This window comes from Clostridium sp. J1101437_171009_A5 (assembly GCF_015547905.1).
Classification (GTDB): domain Bacteria; phylum Bacillota; class Clostridia; order Oscillospirales; family Oscillospiraceae; genus Pseudoflavonifractor_A; species Pseudoflavonifractor_A gallinarum.
In genome coordinates this window covers 17,546-38,217 of sequence record NZ_JADMVY010000014.1, presented here as the reverse complement: position 1 = coordinate 38,217, position 20,672 = coordinate 17,546, and the positions used below count along the sequence as shown (strand labels likewise).

18 protein-coding genes and 1 riboswitch are annotated in these 20,672 nt (G+C 61.5%); of the genes, 11 read left to right on the top strand and 7 right to left on the bottom strand.

Going from position 1 to position 20,672, the window contains the following annotated elements; genetic code table 11:
* The first annotated feature begins 17 nt into the window (after positions 1-17).
* The 7 genes from ymfI (at position 18) to I2C21_RS15270 (ending at position 6,868) form a co-directional block, all read left to right on the top strand.
* Positions 18-767: an elongation factor P 5-aminopentanone reductase gene (ymfI, locus tag I2C21_RS15300; protein WP_101690983.1), complete on the top strand. Its 750-nt coding sequence runs from the start codon at positions 18-20 to the stop codon at positions 765-767.
* Between the two features lie 122 nt (positions 768-889).
* Complete coding sequence (locus tag I2C21_RS15295; RefSeq protein WP_101690984.1) at positions 890-2,095, top strand: ABC transporter substrate-binding protein; 1,206 nt, start codon at positions 890-892, stop codon at positions 2,093-2,095.
* A 171-nt stretch (positions 2,096-2,266) separates the two neighbouring features.
* Positions 2,267-3,148 carry a branched-chain amino acid ABC transporter permease gene (locus I2C21_RS15290; protein ID WP_101691091.1) on the top strand — a complete coding sequence of 294 codons (882 nt, stop codon included), beginning with the start codon at positions 2,267-2,269 and terminating at the stop codon, positions 3,146-3,148.
* Between the two features lie 10 nt (positions 3,149-3,158).
* Complete coding sequence (locus I2C21_RS15285; RefSeq protein ID WP_101691092.1) at positions 3,159-4,238, top strand: branched-chain amino acid ABC transporter permease; 1,080 nt, start codon at positions 3,159-3,161, stop codon at positions 4,236-4,238.
* A 29-nt stretch (positions 4,239-4,267) separates the two neighbouring features.
* On the top strand, positions 4,268-5,092 hold the full coding sequence (locus I2C21_RS15280) for an ABC transporter ATP-binding protein (RefSeq protein WP_390453520.1): 825 nt from the start codon (positions 4,268-4,270) through the stop codon (positions 5,090-5,092).
* 4 nt (positions 5,093-5,096) lie between these two features.
* Positions 5,097-5,798: an ABC transporter ATP-binding protein gene (locus tag I2C21_RS15275; RefSeq protein WP_101690986.1), complete on the top strand. Its 702-nt coding sequence runs from the start codon at positions 5,097-5,099 to the stop codon at positions 5,796-5,798.
* Positions 5,799-6,049: 251 nt separating this feature from the next.
* Positions 6,050-6,868 (top strand): zinc dependent phospholipase C family protein, encoded by an 819-nt coding sequence (locus I2C21_RS15270; protein WP_180956675.1) that lies wholly within the window; start codon positions 6,050-6,052, stop codon positions 6,866-6,868.
* A 54-nt stretch (positions 6,869-6,922) separates the two neighbouring features.
* Here the strand turns inward: I2C21_RS15270 and I2C21_RS15265 are convergent, their stop codons facing one another.
* Positions 6,923-7,726 (bottom strand): TIGR03915 family putative DNA repair protein, encoded by an 804-nt coding sequence (locus tag I2C21_RS15265; RefSeq protein ID WP_195279669.1) that lies wholly within the window; start codon positions 7,724-7,726, stop codon positions 6,923-6,925.
* 18 nt (positions 7,727-7,744) lie between these two features.
* Positions 7,745-9,010 carry a putative DNA modification/repair radical SAM protein gene (locus I2C21_RS15260; RefSeq protein ID WP_193538928.1) on the bottom strand — a complete coding sequence of 422 codons (1,266 nt, stop codon included), beginning with the start codon at positions 9,008-9,010 and terminating at the stop codon, positions 7,745-7,747.
* Positions 9,011-9,156: 146 nt separating this feature from the next.
* On the opposite strand from I2C21_RS15260, the gene I2C21_RS15255 reads away from it, so the two are divergent.
* From I2C21_RS15255 to I2C21_RS15240, 4 genes are all read left to right on the top strand, one after another.
* On the top strand, positions 9,157-9,801 hold the full coding sequence (locus I2C21_RS15255; protein WP_195279668.1) for a rubrerythrin family protein: 645 nt from the start codon (positions 9,157-9,159) through the stop codon (positions 9,799-9,801).
* A 150-nt stretch (positions 9,802-9,951) separates the two neighbouring features.
* Positions 9,952-10,127: riboswitch (Lysine riboswitch) on the top strand.
* Between the two features lie 127 nt (positions 10,128-10,254).
* The gene (locus tag I2C21_RS15250) at positions 10,255-11,157 is read left to right on the top strand and encodes a transporter substrate-binding domain-containing protein (protein ID WP_186964013.1); all 903 of its coding nucleotides are present in this window, start codon (positions 10,255-10,257) and stop codon (positions 11,155-11,157) included.
* A gap of 3 nt (positions 11,158-11,160) precedes the next feature.
* On the top strand, positions 11,161-12,036 hold the full coding sequence (locus tag I2C21_RS15245; protein ID WP_193538932.1) for an amino acid ABC transporter permease: 876 nt from the start codon (positions 11,161-11,163) through the stop codon (positions 12,034-12,036).
* Between the two features lie 7 nt (positions 12,037-12,043).
* Positions 12,044-12,781, top strand: coding sequence for an amino acid ABC transporter ATP-binding protein (locus I2C21_RS15240; RefSeq protein WP_180956683.1), 738 nt, complete (start codon positions 12,044-12,046; stop codon positions 12,779-12,781).
* 81 nt (positions 12,782-12,862) lie between these two features.
* On the opposite strand, the gene I2C21_RS15235 is transcribed toward I2C21_RS15240, so the two are convergent.
* From I2C21_RS15235 to tilS, 5 genes are all read right to left on the bottom strand, one after another.
* Entirely contained in the window at positions 12,863-15,778 is a 2,916-nt protein-coding gene (locus I2C21_RS15235) for an S-layer homology domain-containing protein (protein WP_195279667.1), read from the bottom strand.
* A 327-nt stretch (positions 15,779-16,105) separates the two neighbouring features.
* The gene (locus tag I2C21_RS15230; RefSeq protein ID WP_101690995.1) at positions 16,106-16,624 is read right to left on the bottom strand and encodes an O-acetyl-ADP-ribose deacetylase; all 519 of its coding nucleotides are present in this window, start codon (positions 16,622-16,624) and stop codon (positions 16,106-16,108) included.
* A 5-nt stretch (positions 16,625-16,629) separates the two neighbouring features.
* Positions 16,630-18,624, bottom strand: a complete 1,995-nt coding sequence (ftsH, locus tag I2C21_RS15225; RefSeq protein ID WP_207730504.1) for an ATP-dependent zinc metalloprotease FtsH — start codon at positions 18,622-18,624, stop codon at positions 16,630-16,632.
* A 96-nt stretch (positions 18,625-18,720) separates the two neighbouring features.
* Positions 18,721-19,266, bottom strand: coding sequence for a hypoxanthine phosphoribosyltransferase (hpt, locus tag I2C21_RS15220; RefSeq protein WP_180956676.1), 546 nt, complete (start codon positions 19,264-19,266; stop codon positions 18,721-18,723).
* An 18-nt stretch (positions 19,267-19,284) separates the two neighbouring features.
* Positions 19,285-20,670 carry a tRNA lysidine(34) synthetase TilS gene (tilS, locus tag I2C21_RS15215; protein WP_195279666.1) on the bottom strand — a complete coding sequence of 462 codons (1,386 nt, stop codon included), beginning with the start codon at positions 20,668-20,670 and terminating at the stop codon, positions 19,285-19,287.
* Positions 20,671-20,672: the final 2 nt, after the last annotated feature.

Here is a 20,672-nt window from a genome sequence, read left to right as displayed (position 1 = left end):
GCGGGGAGGAAAGGGATATGAACGAGACATCCACAGGACGCGCCGTCCTCATTACCGGGGGGAGCCGCGGGATCGGGGCGGCCTGCGCCCGGCGGTTTGCCGCCGCGGGGGACCGGGTGGCGATCAATTACCACCACGCCCAGGCGGCGGCCGAGGCGCTGGTGGAGGAGATCCGGGCCGCGGGGGGTACGGCCATCGCGGTACAGGCCGACGTGGGCGATTCCGAGCAGGTGGCACGCATGGTTGACAATGTGTTGGATAAATTTTGTCAACTTGACATTCTGGTATGCAATGCCGGGATCGCCCGCCAGCAGCTGTTCACGGACATCAGCGATGGAGACTGGCGGACACTCTTCCGCACCAACGTGGACGGGACCTTCTACTGTTGCCGGGCGGTACTGCCCCATTTTATCCACCGGAAGGCGGGAAAAATCGTGACCATGTCCTCCATGTGGGGGCTTACGGGAGGCTCCTGTGAAGTGGCCTATTCAGCTACAAAAGCGGCTGTTATTGGTCTTACCAAGGCACTTTCCAAGGAAGTTGGACCCTCTGGAATCACTGTAAACTGCGTGGCTCCCGGGGTCATCGACACCGAGATGAACGCCAATCTCACACCGGAGGATCTGGAGGCTCTGCGGCAGGAGACCCCCCTGGAGAGCATCGGCCGGCCGGAGGATGTGGCCGAGAGTGTCTTTTTCCTCACATCGGAGGGAGCCCGCTTTATTACCGGCCAGATTCTCAGCCCCAACGGCGGTATTTTGATTTAAGGTTGTGCGATATGTCCATAGTGTAGAGACATTGTAGGCGGATGTATTGAGCAAAATGACAAGTTGACAATTTAGTGTGCTGAGCGTATAATGTCAACAACCTATAAGGAGGGTACATGATTATGAAACAGATGCGTGTTTTGTCTCTTGCTGCGACGGCTGCTCTGACGGTCTCGCTCCTGGCCGGCTGCGGCGGCTCTGAAACGGCGAATACTCCGGCTCCCGGCAGCTCGGATGCTCCTTCCGGCGGCTCTTCCGCTGCTACCATCAAGATCGGCGGCATCGGCCCTCTGACCGGCTCGGCTGCCGTGTACGGCGTGGCTACCCAGCAGGGTGCCCAGCTGGCGGTGGATGAGATCAATGCCAAGGGCGGCCTCCAGTTCGAGCTCAACTTCCAGGACGATGAGAACGACGCTGAGAAGGCCACCAACGCCTATAACGTGCTCCAGGACTGGGGCATGCAGGTCCTCTACGGATGCACCACCACCAACCCCTGTGTGGCTGTGGCCAGCTCCACCTATGCGGACCGCTACTTCCAGCTGACTCCTTCCGCCTCCTCCACCGATGTGACCAGCGGCAAGGATAACGCGTTCCAGATCTGCTTCACTGACCCCAACCAGGGCTCCACCGCTGCCGACTACATCGCTGAGCATCCGGAGCTGGGCAGCAAGATCGCCATCATTTACAACAACGGCGACGCCTACTCCACCGGTATTGCCACCGCTTTCCGTGCCGAGGCCGAGGCCAAGGGCCTGGAAGTGGTTTCTGAGACCACCTTCCCCTCGGATGACAACACCGACTTCTCCGTGCAGCTGGGCGATGCCCAGAGCAACGGGGCCGACCTGGTGTTCATGCCCATCTACTACACGCCCGCCTCTCTGATCCTGAACCAGGCCAAGAACATGGGCTATGCTCCCACCTTCTTCGGCTGCGACGGTATGGACGGTATCCTGGCCGTGGAGGGCTTTGACACCTCTCTGGCCGACGGCCTGGTCCTCATGACCGCCTTCAACCCCTGGGGCACCGACGATCTGAGCGCCAACTTCACCAAGTCCTACGAGGAGAAGTACGGTTCCACCCCCAACCAGTTTGCCGCCGACGGCTATGACTGCATCTACGCCATCGCCGCCGCCTGTGAGAAGGCCGGTGTCACTGCCGATATGAGCCACGAGGACGTATGTGAGGCGCTCATCAGCACCTTTACCGCCTCTGACTTCAGCGTGGACGGCCTGACCGGCGCCGGCATGACCTGGGGTACCAACGGCGAAGTCTCCAAGGCTCCCGTTGTGGTCAAGGTCGAGGATGCCAAGTACGTCACCATGGAGTAATCCAGACCAGATCAGCAGCTTCCAAACGGAAGAATAAGTAAGGGAGGGCTGCCGGAGCGCCCGGCAGCCCTCCTCCCTTATCGGGGGGAAAGCGCCGTGGACACTGTCCCGGCGCCGCGGCATTTTCCCCTGGATAAGGAGACCTAAGATATTGAGGTGTGTGGTATGTTACTGGGGTTCCTCAACAACCTGATCAACGGCATCAGCCTGGGCAGTATCTACGCCATTATTGCCCTGGGCTACACCATGGTCTACGGCATCGCCAAGATGCTCAACTTTGCCCATGGTGACGTCATCATGGTGGGCGCGTATGTCTGCTTCTTTGCCACCGGCTCCTTTGGATTGCCGCCGGTGGTGGGGGTCCTGCTGGCAATGGTGGTATGTACGGTCCTGGGTGTGGTCATTGAGCGCCTGGCCTATAAACCGCTGCGCCAGGCGCCCTCTCTGGCGGTGCTCATCACCGCCATCGGCGTGAGCTACTTTTTACAGAATATGGCCCTCCAGCTCTGGGGCTCCGATCCCAAATCCTTCCGCTCCGTGGTGCCCACGGGCAGTGTCTCTCTCCTGGGTGGTCAGATCTCGGTGTCCTATGTGACGCTGGTCACCGTGCTGGCCTGCGTGATCATCATGATCGCCCTCACCGCCTTCACCGGCAACACCAAGCTGGGCAAGGCCATGCGGGCCTGCTCGGAGGATAAGGGGGCGGCCCAGCTCATGGGGATCGATGTGAACTTTACCATCTCCATGACCTTTGCCATCGGCTCCGCCCTGGCGGCCATTGCAGGCGTACTGCTCTGCTCCACCTATCCCACCCTGATGCCCACCACCGGCTCCATGCCCGGCATCAAGGCCTTTACCGCCGCCGTGTTCGGCGGGATCGGCTCCATCCCGGGCGCCCTGCTGGGCGGCATCCTGCTGGGGGTCATTGAGATCTTCGGTAAGGCCTATATCTCCACTCAGCTCTCCGACGCGGTGGTCTTTGCCGTGCTTATCGTGGTGCTTCTGGTCAAGCCCACCGGTCTGCTGGGCAAGAAGATCAGCGAGAAAGTTTGAGGTGGACGCCATGAAACAACTCTCTGCGCGCAAGAACAAAAGACTGCTGGACAATCTGATCACCTATGGTATCGTGGTGATCGCCTTCCTGGTGGTCCAGTTTATTCAGGCCGGCGGCGGCCTTTCCAGCTCCCTCAAGGGACAGCTGGTCCCCATCTGCTGCTATGTGGTCATGGCGGTTTCCCTGAACCTGGTGGTGGGCGTCTCGGGCGAACTGAGCCTGGGCCACGCCGGCTTTATGAGCGTGGGTGCCTTCTCCGGCGTAGTGGCCTCGGTGGCCCTTCAGGACCTCATCCCCCTGGGTCCCGCCCGCCTCTTTGTGTGCATGCTCATCGGCGCGGTGTTTGCGGGGATCGCCGGAATCATCGTGGGCGTGCCGGTGCTCCGTCTGCGGGGCGACTATCTGGCCATCGTGACCCTGGCCTTCGGCGAGATCATCAAAAATATCATCAACTGCCTCTATATCGGCGTGGACGGTAACGGCCTGCATTTCTCGGTCACCAGTGAGATGGCCCTCAACCTGGCCGAGGGAGGCACGGCGGTCATCAAGGGGCCCATGGGAGCCACCGGATACGCCAAGCTTGCCACCTTCACCGCCGGCTTCCTGCTGGTCATCGTCTCCCTGGTGGTGGTGCTCAACCTGATCCACAGCCGGGCGGGCCGGGCCATCATGGCCCTGCGGGACAACCGCATCGCCGCCGAGAGCGTGGGCATCGGCGCCACCAAGTATAAGCTCATGGCCTTTGTCACCTCCGCGGTGCTGGCGGGTGCGGCCGGCGCTCTGTACGCCATGAATTACGGCTCCATCGCCGCCAAGAAATTTGACTTCAATACCTCCATCCTGGTGCTGGTCTTTGTGGTCCTGGGCGGTATGGGCAACATCCGCGGCTCCATCATTGCCGCCGCAGTGCTCACCGTGCTGCCCGAGATGCTCCGTGCGGTGGGCGAGTACCGGATGCTCATCTACGCGGTGGTCCTCATCCTGGTGATGATCGCCACCAACAACGCCACGATCCGCCAGTTCTTTGCCGAGAAGCTGCATGGAGCGCAGGAGGATGGTAAGATGAGCAGAAAGGGGGCGGCGAAATGAGCCGACTGGAAAAGCGACAGGCCACCAAGATGGTGCCTGTGCCCAGCCACTCCATCGTGCCGGAGCGGGACGTCGATAAGGCCCCCATCCTGGAGTGCAGCCATCTGGGCATCGATTTCGGCGGACTGACCGCCGTCAATGACTTCAATCTCACGGTGGGCCGGACCGAGATCGCCGGACTCATCGGCCCCAACGGTGCGGGCAAGACCACCGTCTTTAACCTGCTGACCAAGGTGTACCAGCCCACCCGGGGCACCATCCTCATCGATGGCAAGGACACCCACGGCATGAACACCGTCCAGGTCAACCGTGCGGGCATCGCCCGTACCTTCCAGAACATCCGCCTCTTTGACAAGCTGAGCGTGGAGGACAATGTAAAGATCGGCCTGCACAACCAGATCCGCTATCCCATGTGGAGCGGCGTGTTCCGTATGCCGGGCTACTGGAAGAAGGAGAAGCTGGCCCATGAGAGCGCTATGGAGCTGCTCCACCTCTTTGATATGGAGGGACTGGCCAACCACCAGGCGGGCTCCCTGCCTTACGGCGCCCAGCGCCGGCTGGAGATCGTCCGGGCCCTGGCCACCAATCCCAGCCTGCTGCTCCTGGACGAGCCGGCGGCGGGCATGAACCCCTCTGAGACGGCCGACCTGATGGAGAACATCCTCAAGATCCGGGATACCTTCCAGATCGCCATCATGCTCATCGAGCACGATATGAACCTGGTCATGGGCATCTGCGAGGGCATCTGTGTGCTCAACTTCGGGCAGGTCATCGCCAAGGGTACCCCGGAGGAGATCCAGAACAATCCCAGGGTCATTGAGGCCTATCTGGGCAGCCAGAAGAAGGAGGGATGACGCCATGCTGAAGGTAGAGAACATCAATGTCTATTATGGCGCCATCCACGCCATCAAGAATGTGTCCTTTGAGGTCAACGACGGTGAGATCGTCACCCTCATCGGAGCCAACGGCGCAGGCAAGTCCACCACCCTTCAGACGGTGTCCGGCCTGCTCCACTCCCACACCGGCTCCATTGAGTTCATGGGGAAGAGCCTGGCGGGCATTCCGCCCCACAAGGTGGTCTCTCTGGGTCTGGCCCATGTGCCGGAGGGACGCCGGGTATTCCTCCAGATGAGCGTGGAGGAGAATCTGGAGATGGGTGCCTATACCCGTCCCAACAGCGAGATTGCCGACGGGATCGCCGACATCTACCAGCGCTTCCCCCGGCTGAAGGAGCGGCGCAAGCAGGTGGCGGGGACCCTCTCCGGCGGCGAGCAGCAGATGCTGGCCATGGGCCGGGCCATGATGTCCAAGCCCAAGCTCCTCATGCTGGATGAGCCCTCCATGGGCCTGGCCCCCATCCTGGTGGAGCAGATCTTTGACATCATCCAGGAGCTCAACCGGGCGGGCACCACCATCCTGCTGGTGGAGCAGAATGCGCAGATGGCCCTCTCCATTGCCCACCGCGGCTATGTGCTGGAGACCGGAAAGGTAGTCGCCACCGGTACCGGCGAGCAGCTGCTGGAGGATGAGGCGGTTAAGAAGGCGTACCTGGGCGGCTAAAGACAGCGTACTCTTCTTTTATAAAGAAAAACGTGCGGCGAATTGTCTTCTTGACAATTCGCCGCATATTTTCATGGCTCTTTCGGCCAAGTGGGAATGACACATGGGATATGGACGATATCCTAGGGCTAACCAACCAAAAAGAACCCGATCCACCGGCATAAACGGGTGGAGATTTCCACTTTCCCGGCGGAAGAGATTGTGCTATGCTAAAAAACAGAGAGAAGCCAGTCTGGAAGGACGGATGTTCCATGCCCAATTATTTTGCACACCTGCTTTTTGGAGCGAAAATGCTCAAACAGCTGCCGGAAGAGGCTGCCGCGCCCATTCGGGCACAGCGGGAGGCCTTTAATCTGGGGTGCCTGGGACCCGACCCGCTGTTTTTTTACCGACCTGTGCTGCCCAACGCAGCCCGCCGGGAGGGCCTGGAGATGCACCACGAGAGCGCGGCACCGGTATTTGCCCGCCTGGCCCGGGCACTGGGGAGCGGCATACCCGAGGCGGAGGGATATGCCGCCGGATTCCTGTGTCATTTTGCGCTGGATGCCGCCTGTCACCCCTATGTGAATGCCCGGGCGGCGGAGGGGACGGTGGCTCACCTGGCAGTGGAGGCCGAGCTGGACCGCAGTCTGATGGAGAACCGGGGACTGCCTGCCCGGGGACAGGTCTATCTTCCCCCCATTCGGGAGGAGGCGGTATTTGCCGCGGCGGAGCGGGCCTATCTGTGGGCGGGAGCCGCCGAGGTGCGCCGAGGCTATGCCGCCATGCGGCGGGACAGCCTTATCTTTGCCCGGGGACATGGGACCCGTCTGGGAGTGACGGCCAACCGGATGGTGGCGCTCCTCCCGGCCTGCCGGAGTCTGGAGGGGGTGATCCTCCCGTCCTCCTATCTGCCGGAGCGGGAGACCTTCTGCCGCGCACTGATCGATATTTTGCAGGGCGAGAGTGAAACCGCCGCAGAGAAATGGCTGGAATTCCGGCGGTATGTCCGGAATGGGGGGCGGCTCTCCCCCTGGTTCCACCGGGATTTTAACGGTAATTTCAAAGGGGAGGAGCAATCCCCGTCCTAACACGCGGACAACGCCGCAGCACCCTTAAAAGTGCTGCGGCGTTGTTTTTTCGATTCAGGTGGGAAGGGACAGGGGAGGGGGAGAGACCGGCCGGCCGGCGGGAACGGGCTCATCCTCCTGAAATTCCGTCATGGTATTCCAGTAACGCTTTGGCATATGGCTCATACGGCAGCGGGGATTTTCCCGTCCCTCAATGGAGATCGTCGTATAGAACCGCCGCCAGAGGGCCCGGTAGCCCCGCTCTTCCTCTTTGGCCTCCCCCAGGGTGAACTGCTCCAGGGGCAGGATGGCCCAGCTGCCCTTCTGGTGAAAGAGGGCCTCCCGGTGGGTACGGTCGTAGATGAGGAAATCCTCGTCCGGATACCGGGCGCAGAAGTGGGGGCGCAGAAGGGGGAGCACCCGGTTTTTGGGCTCGATCTCCCCGGCCAGGACGCCGTCCAGATCGGAGAAGCGGAGGAAGCCCTTGAACAGGTGCACCTCGTTGCGCAGGTGGCGCACCGCCTTTTCCAGCGCGGCCACCCGGGGATCGCTCAAATCGTACCCGGCGGCCCGTCCCCGGGCATAGCCGTACCAGATGTAGTTCCACAGCAGCAGTTCCCGTTCCTCCGCGCAGGTGAGAAAGCCCAGGGTGACCAGCTCCCGGGCGGAGGGAGAGATCTTGCGGGCCAGGGAGAGATAGACCTGTCGGGCCTTGGCCGGATCGCTCTTCACCGGCCGTTCGGGATAGAGGGAGATCCGGGGGTCCTCCGGTGTGGAGAAGGCGGCGGGGGCCTCCTTGTGGCGGTAGCTCTCATAGACACAGGTCAGGAAGCCGGAAAAGCTGCCGTCATAGGTATAGGATACCTGAGTCCAGGACATGACATACACCTCCAGAGATCACGTGACAGGGTCGAAGAGGGAGAGCTGCTCCGGCATGGTCTGGAGCAGCATCGGGCGCTCCTGGGCGGCCAGATGGCCCAAAATCCGGTCGGGCCGCACCCGCAGTCCATCCAGCATCTTTCCCCCGCAGGTGAGGAAATACTGGGCCCGCTTCAGCACCACGCCCAGCCGCTTCAGGCCCTCAAAGGAGAGAGGGCCTGCCCGCCGGGCAGTCAGGATCCGCCGGGCGCTCTTCACGCCCACTCCGGGCACCCGGAGGAGGGCCTCATAGTCGGCGGTGCGGACCTCCACCGGGAAAAAGTCCATGTGCCGCAGGGCCCAGGTACACTTGGGGTCTACTCTGGGGTCCAGGTCGGGATGAGACTCGTCCAGCAGCTCCTCCACCCGGAAGTGATAGAAGCGCAGCAGCCAGTCGGCCTGGTAGAGCCGGTGTTCCCGCAGCAGGGGCGGGCGAAAGCTCTGGGGAGCGGGGAGAAGGCGGCTGTTGGACACAGGCATATAGGCCGAGTAAAAGACCCGCTTGAGCTGATAGCGGTCGTACAGACCCTGGGTGAGGGAGAGGATGTGCCGGTCGCTCTCCGGGGTGGCGCCGATGATCATCTGGGTGGACTGGCCGGCCGGGGCAAACCGGGGCGCTCCCCGGTACTGCGTCAGCTCCTGGCGAGAGTGGGCGATGGAATCCCGGATCTGGGCCATGGGGGAGAGGATGGCCGTCTTGGCCTTGTCCGGGGCCAAAAGGGCCAGACTTTGCTCAGAGGGAAGCTCGATGTTCACACTCAGCCGGTCGGAGAGCAGGCCCAGCCGGTGGGTGAGCAAAGGGTCGGCCCCCGGAATGGCCTTGGCGTGAATATACCCGCCAAAGCCGTACTCCCGCCGCAGCAGGGTAAGGGTCTCGATCATGCGCTCGGTGGTATAGTCCGCATCCCGGAGCACGGCTGAGGAGAGAAAGAGCCCCTCGATGTAGTTGCGCCGGTAAAAGCCTATGGTGAGCTCGCACAGCTCCCGGGGCGTAAAGGAGGCCCGTGGCACGTCGTTGGAGCGGCGGTTCACGCAGTATTGACAGTCGTAGGCGCAGACATTGGTCAGGAGCACCTTGAGCAGGGAGATGCACCGTCCGTCCGCCGAAAAGGAGTGACAGCAGCCCGACGCCATGGTACTGCCCAGCTTCCCGGGGCGGCCGCCCCGGCTCAGCCCGCTGGAGGTGCAGGCGGCGTCATATTTGGCCGCATCGGCCAGGATGGTCAGTTTGTCCATAAGCTCCACAGGAATCCCTCCAAAATAGAACTGATGTACGAACATATTAGCATCGAACAGATGTTTTGTCAATGGAAAAACATGGTGTGCATGGGGGTATAAGGGGTGGAGGGAAGGGGGATACTGGAGGCAGCCTAAAACAAGGAGTGATTACCATGGAATGGACAGACAGTGAGACCAGGCATCATCTGATGCAGGCCTTTTTTATGGAGAGTCAGGCCCACAGCCGCTATGCCTTTGCCGCCCTTCAGGCCGAGCAGGGAGGCCTGGAGGTGGTACGGCGGTGCTTTGCCGCCGCAGCTGCCCAGGAGGAGGTCCATGCCAGGGCCTTTTACCGTCTCCTGGCCCCCTGTGCCGGGCAGATCCTGCCGCTGGAGGGCTGCTGTGCTGTAAGTGGAGGCGGGGGGATTTCGGCTATGCTCCGGGAGGCGGGGCAGAGTGAGCGGGAGGAATTTCAGCGCCCCTATACCCGGTGGGCCGAGGCGGCCCGGAGGGAGGGCTGTCCGGAGGCGGGGGCCCTCTTTGCCGCCGTGGCGGGGGCGGAGGGCCTCCACGGGGAGACCTTTGACCGTCTGGCCCAGGCGCTGGAGGACGGATGCCTCTTTGTGGCAGAGGAACCGGTAGAGTGGGTCTGTCTGGAGTGCGGCCATGTCCTGTGGAGCCGGGGGGCCCCGGCCCGATGTCCCGTGTGTTCCCGGCCCCAGGGATATTTCTGCCGCCGGGAGCACGGACCGTCCGCTGTGGATGGACAACATATCCAAAAAACCGATACAGAACAGGAGTGTTATGCGTTAAAGTGACAAAGGAACGGGACGCTTTCCCAAAAACATACCAATAAATACCGAATTATGGAGAAATGGGGGCAAAAAAGAGAAAAAGAGGGGCTTGACAGAGACAATTTCGGGGTGTAAAATACAGCCCAAGAACCAATTGTCGCGGGGTAACCCCGCTGCAAGGATAGAGGCGCGAAACAGCAAGAGTATCCGGTATCCACGGGCAGAGCACCCCGCCGGAGAAAGGGCGTTTCGCCGAAGGGCCGGACCTTTGCCTGGGGGCCGGTAACCTGGGCCGTTGGGAGAAGATCTCACGGACTGCCACATCATCTGTGTGGAGCGCTATCGTTGAGACAAGAGGGCATCATAAGTTTCGCCGTCTGATGCATTTTGTCGCCATGAACGCTTCCACCAGGAAGGTTCGTGGCGTTTTTTCTTATCCGGAAAAGACGCAAAACAAACTGACTGGAGGAACCAAACATGAGAAAGACTGTCACTGCCCTGTCCCTGAGCGCCGCGCTGGCGCTGACCCTGACCGCCTGCGGCGGCACCCCCACCCAGTCCTCTGCACCCCAGGCCTCTGCTCCGGTGAGCGCTGCTGCCGGTTCCGGTGTGGAGGACGGTGTCCTCACCGTGGGTATGGAGTGCGCCTACGCCCCCTATAACTGGACCCAGATGGACGACTCCAACGGCGCCGTGCCCATCAAGAACGTCCCTGGCAGCTATGCCAACGGCTATGACGTGATGATCGCCCAGAAGATCTGTGAGGAGAACGGCTGGGAGCTGGAAGTGGTCTCCACTGCCTGGGACTCCCTGACCCCCTCCCTCCAGAGCGGCACCATCGACGTGGCCATCGCCGGTCAGTCCATGACCGCCGACCGGATGGCCCAGGTGGATATGGCTGGTCCCTACTACTATGCGCAGATCGTGTGCCTGACCACCAAGGACAGCACCTACGCCTCCGCCCAGGGCATTGCCGATCTGGCCGGCGGCAAGGGCACTGCTCAGACCGGCACCATCTGGTATGACACCTGCCTGCCCCAGATCCCCGACGCCCAGATCCAGCCCGCCGCGGAGACTGCCCCCGCCATGGTGATGCAGCTCCAGACCGGCACCGTGGACTTTGTGGTCACCGACCTGCCCACCGCCAACGGCGCCGTGGCCAAGGACGAGAACCTGGTGGTCCTTAACTTCGCCGGCACCGAGGGCGACTTCCAGTTCGCCAGCGAGGAGGAGCGGGCCGAGAACGTCAACATCGGCATGTCCGTGGCCAAGGGCAACACCGAGCTGCTGGACGCGATGAACAGCGTGCTCTCCACCATGACCGAGGATGACTTCAACACCATCATGGACCAGGCCATCGCCGTGCAGCCTGAGGTTTAATATATGGAACGTTTTATGCAGCTGGGCCAGGATGTGGCCCTTTTGCTGGGGGCCTATTGGAAACAGTACCTGAGCGGTCTGGGCAACACCCTCGCCCTGGCCATCATCGCCACGGTGATCGGCTGTGTCATCGGTCTGGCCTGCGGCATTCTCAATACGATTCCGTGCAGTCCCCATGATCCCATGCCCAAGCGGGTGCTGCTGCGGCTGGTGCGCATCCTGGTACGGATATATGTAGAGGTATTCCGGGGTACGCCCATGGTGCTCCAGTCGGTGTTCATCTACTATGGCCTGCCCTATTTCTCCAACAACACCATGCGCTTTGACAACATCTGGAGCGCGGCCATCCTGATCGTGTCCATCAACACGGGCGCCTATATGGCCGAGTCGGTGCGGGGCGGTATCCTCTCCATCGACCCAGGCCAGACCGAGGGCGCCAAGGCCATCGGCATGACCCATGTGCAGACCATGCTCCACGTGATCCTGCCCCAGGCCTTCCGCAATATCCTGCCCCAGATCGGCAACAACTTCATCATCAACATCAAGGACACCTCCGTGATGTTCATCATCGGATTTACCGAGCTCTTTGCCGCCCACCGGTATATTACTGGCGTGAATCTGATGTACTTCCCCTCCGCTGCCATTGAGATGATCGCCTATCTCACCATGACCCTGATTGCCTCCGCCCTGCTGCGGCTGTTGGAGAAGGTCCTGGACGGCTCGGACAACTATGAGCTGGTGCAGACCGACTCCCTCACCATGACGGCGGGCACCTACAATCATCCCGCCAAGGGCAGCCCCTTTGACGAGCGGAGCAAGGAGCAGCGGGAGCGCGTCGAGCAGGAGCTCAAGTTTGGACGGAACAGGGGGGATCGCTGATATGAGTATGGAAGCCATTCTGGAGGTCAAGCACCTCTCCAAGGCCTTTGGAAAGCATCAGGTGCTCCGGGACATCGACTTTACGGTCCGCCCCGGTGACGTGACCAGCATCATCGGCGCCTCCGGCTCGGGTAAGTCCACCCTGCTGCGGTGCATCAATCTGCTGGAGACCCCCAGCGCCGGAGAGATCCTCTTCCACGGAAAGGATATTACCGGACGGGGTGTGAACGCCCCCGCCTACCGGACTAAGGTGGGCATGGTGTTCCAGTCCTTTAACCTTTTCAACAATATGACCGTGCTGGAGAACTGCATGGTGGGCCAGACCAAGGTGCTCAAGAAGAGCCGGGAAGAGGCCAAGGCCAACGCCATGAAGTACCTCAAGAAGGTGGGCATGGATCCCTATGTCCATGCCAAGCCCCGCCAGATTTCCGGCGGCCAGAAGCAGCGCGTGGCCATTGCCCGTGCCCTGGCCATGGAGCCCGAGGTCCTGCTCTTTGACGAGCCAACCTCCGCCCTGGACCCGGAGATGGTGGGCGAGGTGCTCTCGGTCATGCGGGACCTGGCGGATGAGGGTATGACCATGCTGGTGGTCACCCACGAGATGGCCTTTGCCCGGGACGTGAGCAACCATGTGGTGTTCATGGCCGACGGCGTCATCTGCGAAGAGGGAGAGCCTCAGGAGCTCTTTGCCCATCCCAAGCAGGATCGCACCCGGGAATTCCTCTCCCGCTTTATGGCAAAATAAAGAGAAGAACGAGAAGAGACCGTTACAGATTTCTGTAACGGTCTCTCTTTTTTTATGGGATTTTTCGGATCTAAGTACGCTTTACGGAGCCATATATTCGACAAAGTGCATGAGCATCATGGCCACCTGCGCACGCGTGGCCTTGCCCTGAGGGGCCAGTGTGCTGGAGTCCGTACCGGAGATCAGGCCGGCATCGACCGCCCAGGACATGGCGTCGGATGCCCAGACGCTGACATCCTCGCAATCACGGAAGCCGGAGAGGGTGCCCTGGGGGGCAGGGCTGCCTGCATACCGCCAGAGCATTGCGGCCAGCTGCTCCCGGGTGAGGACTGCATCCAGATGGGAGCCATCGGAGATGCCATTTGCAGTGGCCCACTGGGTGCCGGCTTCATACCAGGTCGCTCCCGCGGAGGTATCGATACCCTCCAGACGGGCCAGAACGGTGACGATCATGGCCCGATCCATGGGGGCGTCAGGGGAGAAGGTCTCCTTACCGGTGCCGGAGAAGAGCTCCCGGCTGGAGGCAAAGGCGACTGCGTCAGCCCCCCAATAAGAGGCGTCTACGTCGAGGAAATGCTTGCTGTTCTCTACGATTTTGACGGTATCCCCATTGGTGAGGGCCACAGCCACGCCGGCCTCAGTGGTCAGGCTGCGCTTGATGATTTCCTCCGTGCCGTCGGATTTTACCAGCACAGCAACGGTACCGGCCGTGACATTGGATACCGGGATTTCCACCGGGACAGCGGCATTGCCGGGCAGCTTTACGGTAACGGCAGGGGCCTGCTCCCGGTCGGAGGTCGCGGACAGGGCGGGCATGGGGAGCGGTACAGCTTCCTTCTGGGCCTCCACGGCCTTGGCAGAGAGTGTCACTTCGCTCTTTACCATACCATCCGCATGGACGGATGTAGCGGAGGAGGAACCGTCCGCATGTTTTACGGTGGTGGAGCTGGAGCCGTCCGGCTGAACAATGACCTGAGTCTTAGTTCCGGCAGTGTCGGTGGTTGTGGTGGTGACCTTGCCGTCCTTGGTGGTCTCGACCACTTCCTTAGAGCCGTCCGGCTTCTTGGTGGTTTCCGTGACAGTACCGTCGGGGCTGGTCACAGTGGTTGTGGTGGAACCGTCCGGGTTTGTTGTGATCTGAGTTTTGTCGCCGGAGCCACTGGAGGACCCGCCGCCGGAGGGGGGCGTGACCAGCTCACCACGGACCTCCGGATAGAGGAACTGGTCGGCAGAGATCAAGAAGTGATCGATCTGCGCAAGATCTTCCTGTTTTACGGTAAAGCAGTAGGAGCCATCCTCCTGCTTCTTGCCGGAAGCAAGTATATTTTCAAACTCATCCCGAAGGTCCACAAAGGAGATGGTCTCTCCGGGAATGGAGAGGCGCACCGGACGGGAAGTGATGCTTCCGTTTTCTGCGGTACCGGAGTCAAACTGGATGACATCATCCATCTGGAAGGCCGAAGCATCGCCGGCAAACAGGTGGAAGGAAAGGGTGTCCCGCTGAATGGTCTCGGGCGCGTCACTGCCGGTACGAAGATACTCGACCACGGGGGTAATATACTGTGCGCCGGAGAAAGGTGCTTCCTGGGTCAAAGCCACCTGGAAGGAGATGGTGTTGCCATCAACGGTGATGTTCTGGGCCTCTAGACCCTCGACGGGAGCATCATAGGCCTTTCCGGCGACAAAGAACTGGATGGAGGAGACTTCGGAAAGTTCTACCGGGTCACCGGAAGTGGCGTTCAGGCGGATGGTCAGGGGCGCGGAGGCCTCTGCACCGGCAGCGGTATCAATGATGGAGAAGGAGGAATTGCTCTCCCAGGACAGTTCAGCCTGGTAGAGCGGATCCTGCCGCAGCTCCACCGGCAGATAGAGGGTGTAGACAAAGGGAAGTGTTTCGGTAAAAGTCTCAAAGTCCATGGCAGTCACCGCATAGGTGAGACAAAGATCTCCCTGCTCCCGCAGAGCGCTGCCATAGGTGCGGTTTTCAAAGGTAAAGGTTGCCTGGTCAGGGATCGGATACCCGTCGTCGTCGGTCTGAAAATCGACACTCACACCCTCCGCCGCCTGGTCCATCTCGGCCTCTATGGCGGGGGAGATGCTCCAATCGGAGGGCTCCCGGTAGAGTGCGTCGATGCCGGTGACAGCGGGCACCGTGAGGGTTACATCACCGCCTGAAGGCTGAGCCTGGACCACTGCCGGCTCCCAGTCTGGAAGGGACTGGTTGTTGGCCTCAATGCGGCAGGCATCCCCTGCCATGATTCCGTCCAGATAGGAGGAGATGGCGGTGAGATCGGTGATGTGATTGGCGTTGAGCTTGATATAGTTTAGGTTTTGCAGCCCGGCAAGGGCGGCCATATCCTCGTTCACCAGATCATTGCTCTCGATGCTGATATACTCCAGGGCAGTCATACCGGCCAGAGCATCGATGGGAAGGTGAGCCGCGCCTCGGTTGGCGTAGTGGAGATCAAACCAGTTTATCTGATCCAGCGTGGAGAGGGGCGTAATGTCGTAGATGAGGTTGTTGTACAGATTCAGATGCTCCAGACCCGTGAGTCCGCTGAGGGGCGCAAGATCGGTGATGTTATTTCGGTCCAGCTCCAGATAGGTCAGGTTCTCCAGCCCGGCCAGGGGGGACAGATCGGTAATGGAGTTTTCACTCAGATCCAGGCTCTTCAGGTTGACGGCGTATTGCATTCCCTCCAGGCTGTGGATACCGTGACTGGGGTTGAGAGAGACAGGGTCTTGTTCCAGGTAATCCAAATTGTCGGAGCAGAGGCCCTTCATGTCAAAGAGTGCATCGTCTTCTGCGGCGTCGATTTCAGCGGCGTCGCTGCCCACCAATTGTTTCATATCTTCCGCAGAAATGGGGGCGTCGTCCGCGCGGGGCGCCTCCTCGGTACTCAGGGTCTGGTTGATGACGGCCCGAAGCACAGGGTCCGGTACCACATCACTGAGCGCATCTGCTTCCGCGGCGGCGGCCGGTGCGGCTAGTCCCAAAATCAGAGCCGTACAAGTAACAATAGGAACGATTTTTTTATAAGATGTATCCACAGTCCTGCCTCCATTTCGTAGATTGGTTCTGGAAACCTATTATAAGCGTTTGGAAGTATGACGGTCAATTAAGGAACAGCTTGTTTTATAAATACAATAATTCACGTTTTTGCTATTACTATTTTGAATAAAGTGACCTCTGGAGCTATGAGTAGAAAGCGCTGGATCGGTAAAATAGACTATAAAAAAGCACCCCCTGTGTAGGTAAAAACTACATCAGGGGGTGCTTGTATTTTGCAGGACTGCAATTCACCGGAAGGGGCGATTTGAGGGTCAAAAGGAGGCGGAATCCAGTGCCCGGTCATAGGCCTCTTTGACCTCCGGATGGAAGCATACAAAACAGACCTCTTCCAGAGAGGAGGGGTGTTCTTCCAGAAAAGCGTGCACGGTTTTCACCGCGATGGCGGCCGCCCGCTCCAGCGGGAAGCGGTAGACGCCGGTGGAGATGGAGGGGAAGGCCACCGTACGGCAGCCATGGGCAACCGCCAGGGCCAGGGAATTGCGATAGCTGGCCGCCAGCAGGGCATCCTCTCCGTTGGTTCCACCCTTCCAGATGGGACCGGGGGTGTGGATGACATAGGAGGCGGGGAGGCGGTATCCACGGGTGATCTTGGCCTCACCGGTCTCACAGCCGCCCAGTGTACGGCATTCCGCCAGAAGCTCTGGGCCGGCCGCGGCATGGATGGCTCCGTCCACGCCGCCGCCCCCCAGAAGGGTGCGGTTGGCGGCGTTGACAATGGCGTCTGCCTTTACCTTTGTGATGTCGCCCAGGCGGGTGGTGATACGTGCCACCGAAATCACTCCTCTCCGTCCGATTCCTCGGAGGCGTCCGACTGGGGAGCCGGAACTTCGGCCGATTTGCGGGGCTTTGCTCCGGTCACCTCGGGCAGCAGATCGGGACCTGCGTCCACGCCGCTGGAGGAGCTGTCCGCGGGGGGAGGCAGGGGATCCTCTCCGGTAAAGACCATCTCAAAGGTCTTGGCGTCCATGTTCTCATACTCCAGCAGATACTGGGCGGTGCGGTCCAGCTCGCTGCGATGGGCCGACAGGATCTCCTCACAGCGGGCATAGGCCGCGTCGATGAGGGCCTTGACCTCCGAATCGATGAGGGCGGCCACTTCCTCCGAGTAGTTCTTGGTCTGGGCCATGGAGCGGCCGATAAAGACCTCATCGTGGCCCGAGTCAAAGACCACGTTGCCCAGCTTCTCACTCATACCGTAACGGGTGACCATGTTGCGGGCAATGGCGGTGGCCTTCTGAAGGTCGTTGCCGGCGCCGGTGGAAATGTCACCCAGGGCCAGCTGCTCGGCGCAGCGTCCGCCCAGGCACACGGCGATCCGCTCAGCCAGGGTCTGCCGGGAGAGGAAGGACACATCCTCCTGGGGCAGGGAGATGGTCATGCCGCCGGCCATGCCACGGGGGATAATGGTGATCTGGTGGACGGGGTCCTGGGTCTCCAGCTCGTGGATGACGATGGCGTGACCGGCCTCGTGATAGGCGGTGAGGTTGCGCTCCCGCTCAATGACCACGCGGCTCTTCTTCTCCGGACCGGCCACCACCTTGATGACAGCCTCCCGCAGGTCCCGCATGGCGATGAACCGCTCATGCCGCCGGGCGGCCAGAAGAGCGGCCTCGTTCATCAGGTTCTCCAGGTCTGCACCGGTAAAGCCGCCGGTGCCCTTGGCCAGCTCACTCAGATCCACATCCTCGGCCAGAGGCTTGTTGCGGGCGTGGACCTTGAGAATCTCCTCCCGGCCCTTGGCGTCGGGCGGGCCCACATAGATCTGCCGGTCAAAGCGGCCGGGACGCAGAAGGGCGGGGTCCAGGATGTCCTGGCGGTTGGTGGCGGCCAGGACCACCACGCCCTCGTTGGAGCCGAAACCGTCCATCTCCACCAGAAGCTGGTTGAGGGTCTGCTCCCGCTCGTCGTGTCCGCCGCCCAGACCCGCGCCGCGCTGGCGGCCCACCGCGTCGATCTCGTCGATAAAGACGATGGCGGGGGCGTTCTTTTTGGCCTGGTCAAAGAGGTCACGGACCCGGCTGGCGCCCACGCCCACATAGAGCTCCACAAAGTCAGAGCCCGAGATGGACAGGAAGTGGACCCCGGCCTCACCGGCCACGGCCTTGGCCAGCAGGGTCTTACCGGTGCCCGGAGGGCCCACCAGCAGCACGCCCTTGGGGATACGGGCACCCAGGCTCAAAAAGCGCTTGGGGTCCCGCAGGAACTCCACGATCTCCTGGAGCTCTCCCTTTTCCTCCTTGGCACCGGCCACATCGGAAAAGGTGACGGGCTTGGTCTGGTCGTCGTTGGTACGGGTGCGGGCCCGGCCAAAGCGGGCGGTGCGGTCGGCCCCGCCGCCCCCGCCGGCGCTGTTCTGGCGGAGGAACATCACATACCAGAGGATACCGAACACCGCGAAGATGGCCACCCAGGAGAATACGTCAAACCACCAGGGCTTCTGGAAGGCGCCGGTATAGTTGTAGGTCAGCAGTCCGGCCTCGTGCTGGCTGACCAGCATATCGTTGAATTCCTCATAGAAGGTGTCAAAGCTGGGCAGGTTGTGGGTAATCACACTGCGGCCATACTCAGACGGATCCTTCAGCGTCAGGATGAGCTTATTGCCCTGCACGTCCACCGACGAGACCTTCTGCTGGACCAGCAGCTGCCGGATGTCGCCATAGGTCAGCTCGGGCTGGCTGTTCACGCCCTGAAGGGTGAAGATGCTCATCAGCAGGATGGCGACCACCAGCAGGGAAAAGCCAATGTCGCGCAGACTTCCTCTCTTATTCAAAAAACGGACACTCCCCCCGGCGTACCCCCGCGGGGGAACGCGCTCTTAGACTGTGGCCCGGCCCCACGCTGTGCCGCGCGGGGCCGGAAAAAGGACTTATTCGCCCCCGTAGACACGGGGCTTCAGAATGCCGATGTAGGGCAGGTTGCGGTACTTCTCATCGTAGTCCAGTCCGTAACCCACCACGAACTCATCGGGAATGGTGAAGCCGGAGTACTGCACCGCCACGGGCTTGGTGCGCCGCTCGGGCTTATCCAGCAGGGTGCACAGGCGGATGGAGGCGGGATGACGGGCCTCCAGCAGCTTGAGGAGGTAGGACAGGGTGTTGCCGCTGTCCAGGATGTCCTCCACCACGATGACATCCTTGCCCTCGATCTGCTCGGACAGGTCCTTGACGATCTTGACCTGACCGGAGCTGGTGGTGCCGCTGCCGTAGGAGGAGACCGCCATAAAGTCCACCGTGCAGGGCAGGGTGATGCGGCGCACCAGATCCGCCATGAAGACGAAGGAGCCCCGCAGCACGCTGACCAGCAGGGGCTGCTTACCGGCGTAATCCCGGTCGATCTGGGCGGCGATCTCCGCCACCCGGGCCTGAAGCTGTTCTTCCGTAAAGAGCACGCGATCAATATCTTGTTCCAGCATATTTAGCATCCTTTCTCTCTATACCGTTTTGTGAGGTGTGGAGGGGAGATAAAATGAGATTTCATAGGCCGCTTCGCCCGGCTGGGCCAGACGGGTGACCTCGGGGCCAAAGCCCGCAAGGGCCACTACCCCGCCCTCGTCGGCCAGGACGGGGAGGCGGTCCCGGTCCCGCCGGGGGAATTTATGGTCGATGAGCAGCTTTTTGATGGTTTTTGTGTCCCGGCCGGGGAGGCGGATCTCGTCTCCGGTCTGGCGGGGACGGAGTACCGGCGTCCCCTGGAATGCGGCGACGTAATATACGCCGGGCGGGCTCTGGGCCGGACAGACCGTTTGGCGGCACCGGCAGGCCCACAGGGCCCCCGCCGGACAGGTCTCTCCCTCTAGCGTCAGAGGCGCGGGGGTCAGGGCCTGGGGGGGCTGACGGGTGGTGAACAAAAGCTCCCGGTAGACCCGTTGGGCCATTTTTCCGCCGGGCAGAAAGATCACCGCGGAGGGGTCCTCTCCCCGGGCCAGCTCCACCACCGCGCTGAGGTGGGCGGCGGTACAGTCGTCGCTCCCATCCCCCAGCATGCCGAGGAGCCACCGCACCGCGCGGGGGGCGATGGCATCGGGGGCCTGGGCAATGTGGCGTGCCTCGATGACCAGATCATCCTCCGCCCAGCGGGCATTCTGGGCCACCTGGGCGGCCTGGGCCGTGAGAAAGTCATGGTCTGCCCGGAGGGAGCGCAGAGTCTGTCCCATGCGCTGGGAAAACTGGGGGTTGATTTGGTGCAGGAGAGGGAGGACCTCATGGCGGATGCGGTTGCGGGTAAAGGTGATATCCTGGTTGGAGCTGTCCTCCACATAGGGGAGGTTCTCCTGGCGCAGGTATTCCACAATTTCAGCCCGCCCTGTGGACAACAGGGGACGAATCAGGGAGCCCCGCCGGGGCGCCATCCCGGACAGGCCCTGAAGCCCAGCACCCCGGATGAGGTGGAGCAGGGCGGTCTCCACATTGTCATCGGCGTTGTGGGCCGTGGCAATGAGCGAGCAGTCCAGGGTACGGGCAGTCTCCTCCAGGAAGGCATAGCGCATTTCCCGGGCGGTCTCCTCCAGACCGGCGCGGCGGCGGCGGGCCTCTCCGGCCACATCGCCCCGCCCCAGGGTGAGGGGGATCTGCCACTCCCGGCAGAGGTTTTCCACAAAAGAGGCGTCCCGTGTGGACTCTTCGCCCCGGAGCTGGTGGTCATAGTGGGCGGCAAAGAGGGAGAAGCCCAGCTCCTCCGCCTGCCGTCGGAGCAGGTGGAGCAGGCACACGGAGTCGGCGCCGCCCGATACGGCGCACAGAATGCGTCCCCCCGGGGGAAGCATGGCGTATTCGCGGGTAAGGGCGGCAAAGCCGCCGGGCAGTTGAGAAGCTGTCATAG

Excerpts from the sequence above, each read along its gene's own strand:
- ymfI (WP_101690983.1), top strand. The coding sequence starts at position 18 with ATGAACGAGACATCCACAGGACGCGCCGTCCTCATTACCGGGGGGAGC.
- I2C21_RS15295 (WP_101690984.1), top strand. The coding sequence starts at position 890 with ATGAAACAGATGCGTGTTTTGTCTCTTGCTGCGACGGCTGCTCTGACG.
- I2C21_RS15285 (WP_101691092.1), top strand. The coding sequence starts at position 3,159 with ATGAAACAACTCTCTGCGCGCAAGAACAAAAGACTGCTGGACAATCTG.
- I2C21_RS15280 (WP_390453520.1), top strand. The coding sequence starts at position 4,268 with ATGGTGCCTGTGCCCAGCCACTCCATCGTGCCGGAGCGGGACGTCGAT.
- I2C21_RS15275 (WP_101690986.1), top strand. The coding sequence starts at position 5,097 with ATGCTGAAGGTAGAGAACATCAATGTCTATTATGGCGCCATCCACGCC.
- I2C21_RS15270 (WP_180956675.1), top strand. The coding sequence starts at position 6,050 with ATGCCCAATTATTTTGCACACCTGCTTTTTGGAGCGAAAATGCTCAAA.
- I2C21_RS15265 (WP_195279669.1), bottom strand. The coding sequence starts at position 7,726 with ATGTCCTGGACTCAGGTATCCTATACCTATGACGGCAGCTTTTCCGGC.
- I2C21_RS15255 (WP_195279668.1), top strand. The coding sequence starts at position 9,157 with ATGGAATGGACAGACAGTGAGACCAGGCATCATCTGATGCAGGCCTTT.
- I2C21_RS15250 (WP_186964013.1), top strand. The coding sequence starts at position 10,255 with ATGAGAAAGACTGTCACTGCCCTGTCCCTGAGCGCCGCGCTGGCGCTG.
- I2C21_RS15245 (WP_193538932.1), top strand. The coding sequence starts at position 11,161 with ATGGAACGTTTTATGCAGCTGGGCCAGGATGTGGCCCTTTTGCTGGGG.
- I2C21_RS15240 (WP_180956683.1), top strand. The coding sequence starts at position 12,044 with ATGGAAGCCATTCTGGAGGTCAAGCACCTCTCCAAGGCCTTTGGAAAG.
- hpt (WP_180956676.1), bottom strand. The coding sequence starts at position 19,266 with ATGCTGGAACAAGATATTGATCGCGTGCTCTTTACGGAAGAACAGCTT.
- tilS (WP_195279666.1), bottom strand. The coding sequence starts at position 20,670 with ATGACAGCTTCTCAACTGCCCGGCGGCTTTGCCGCCCTTACCCGCGAA.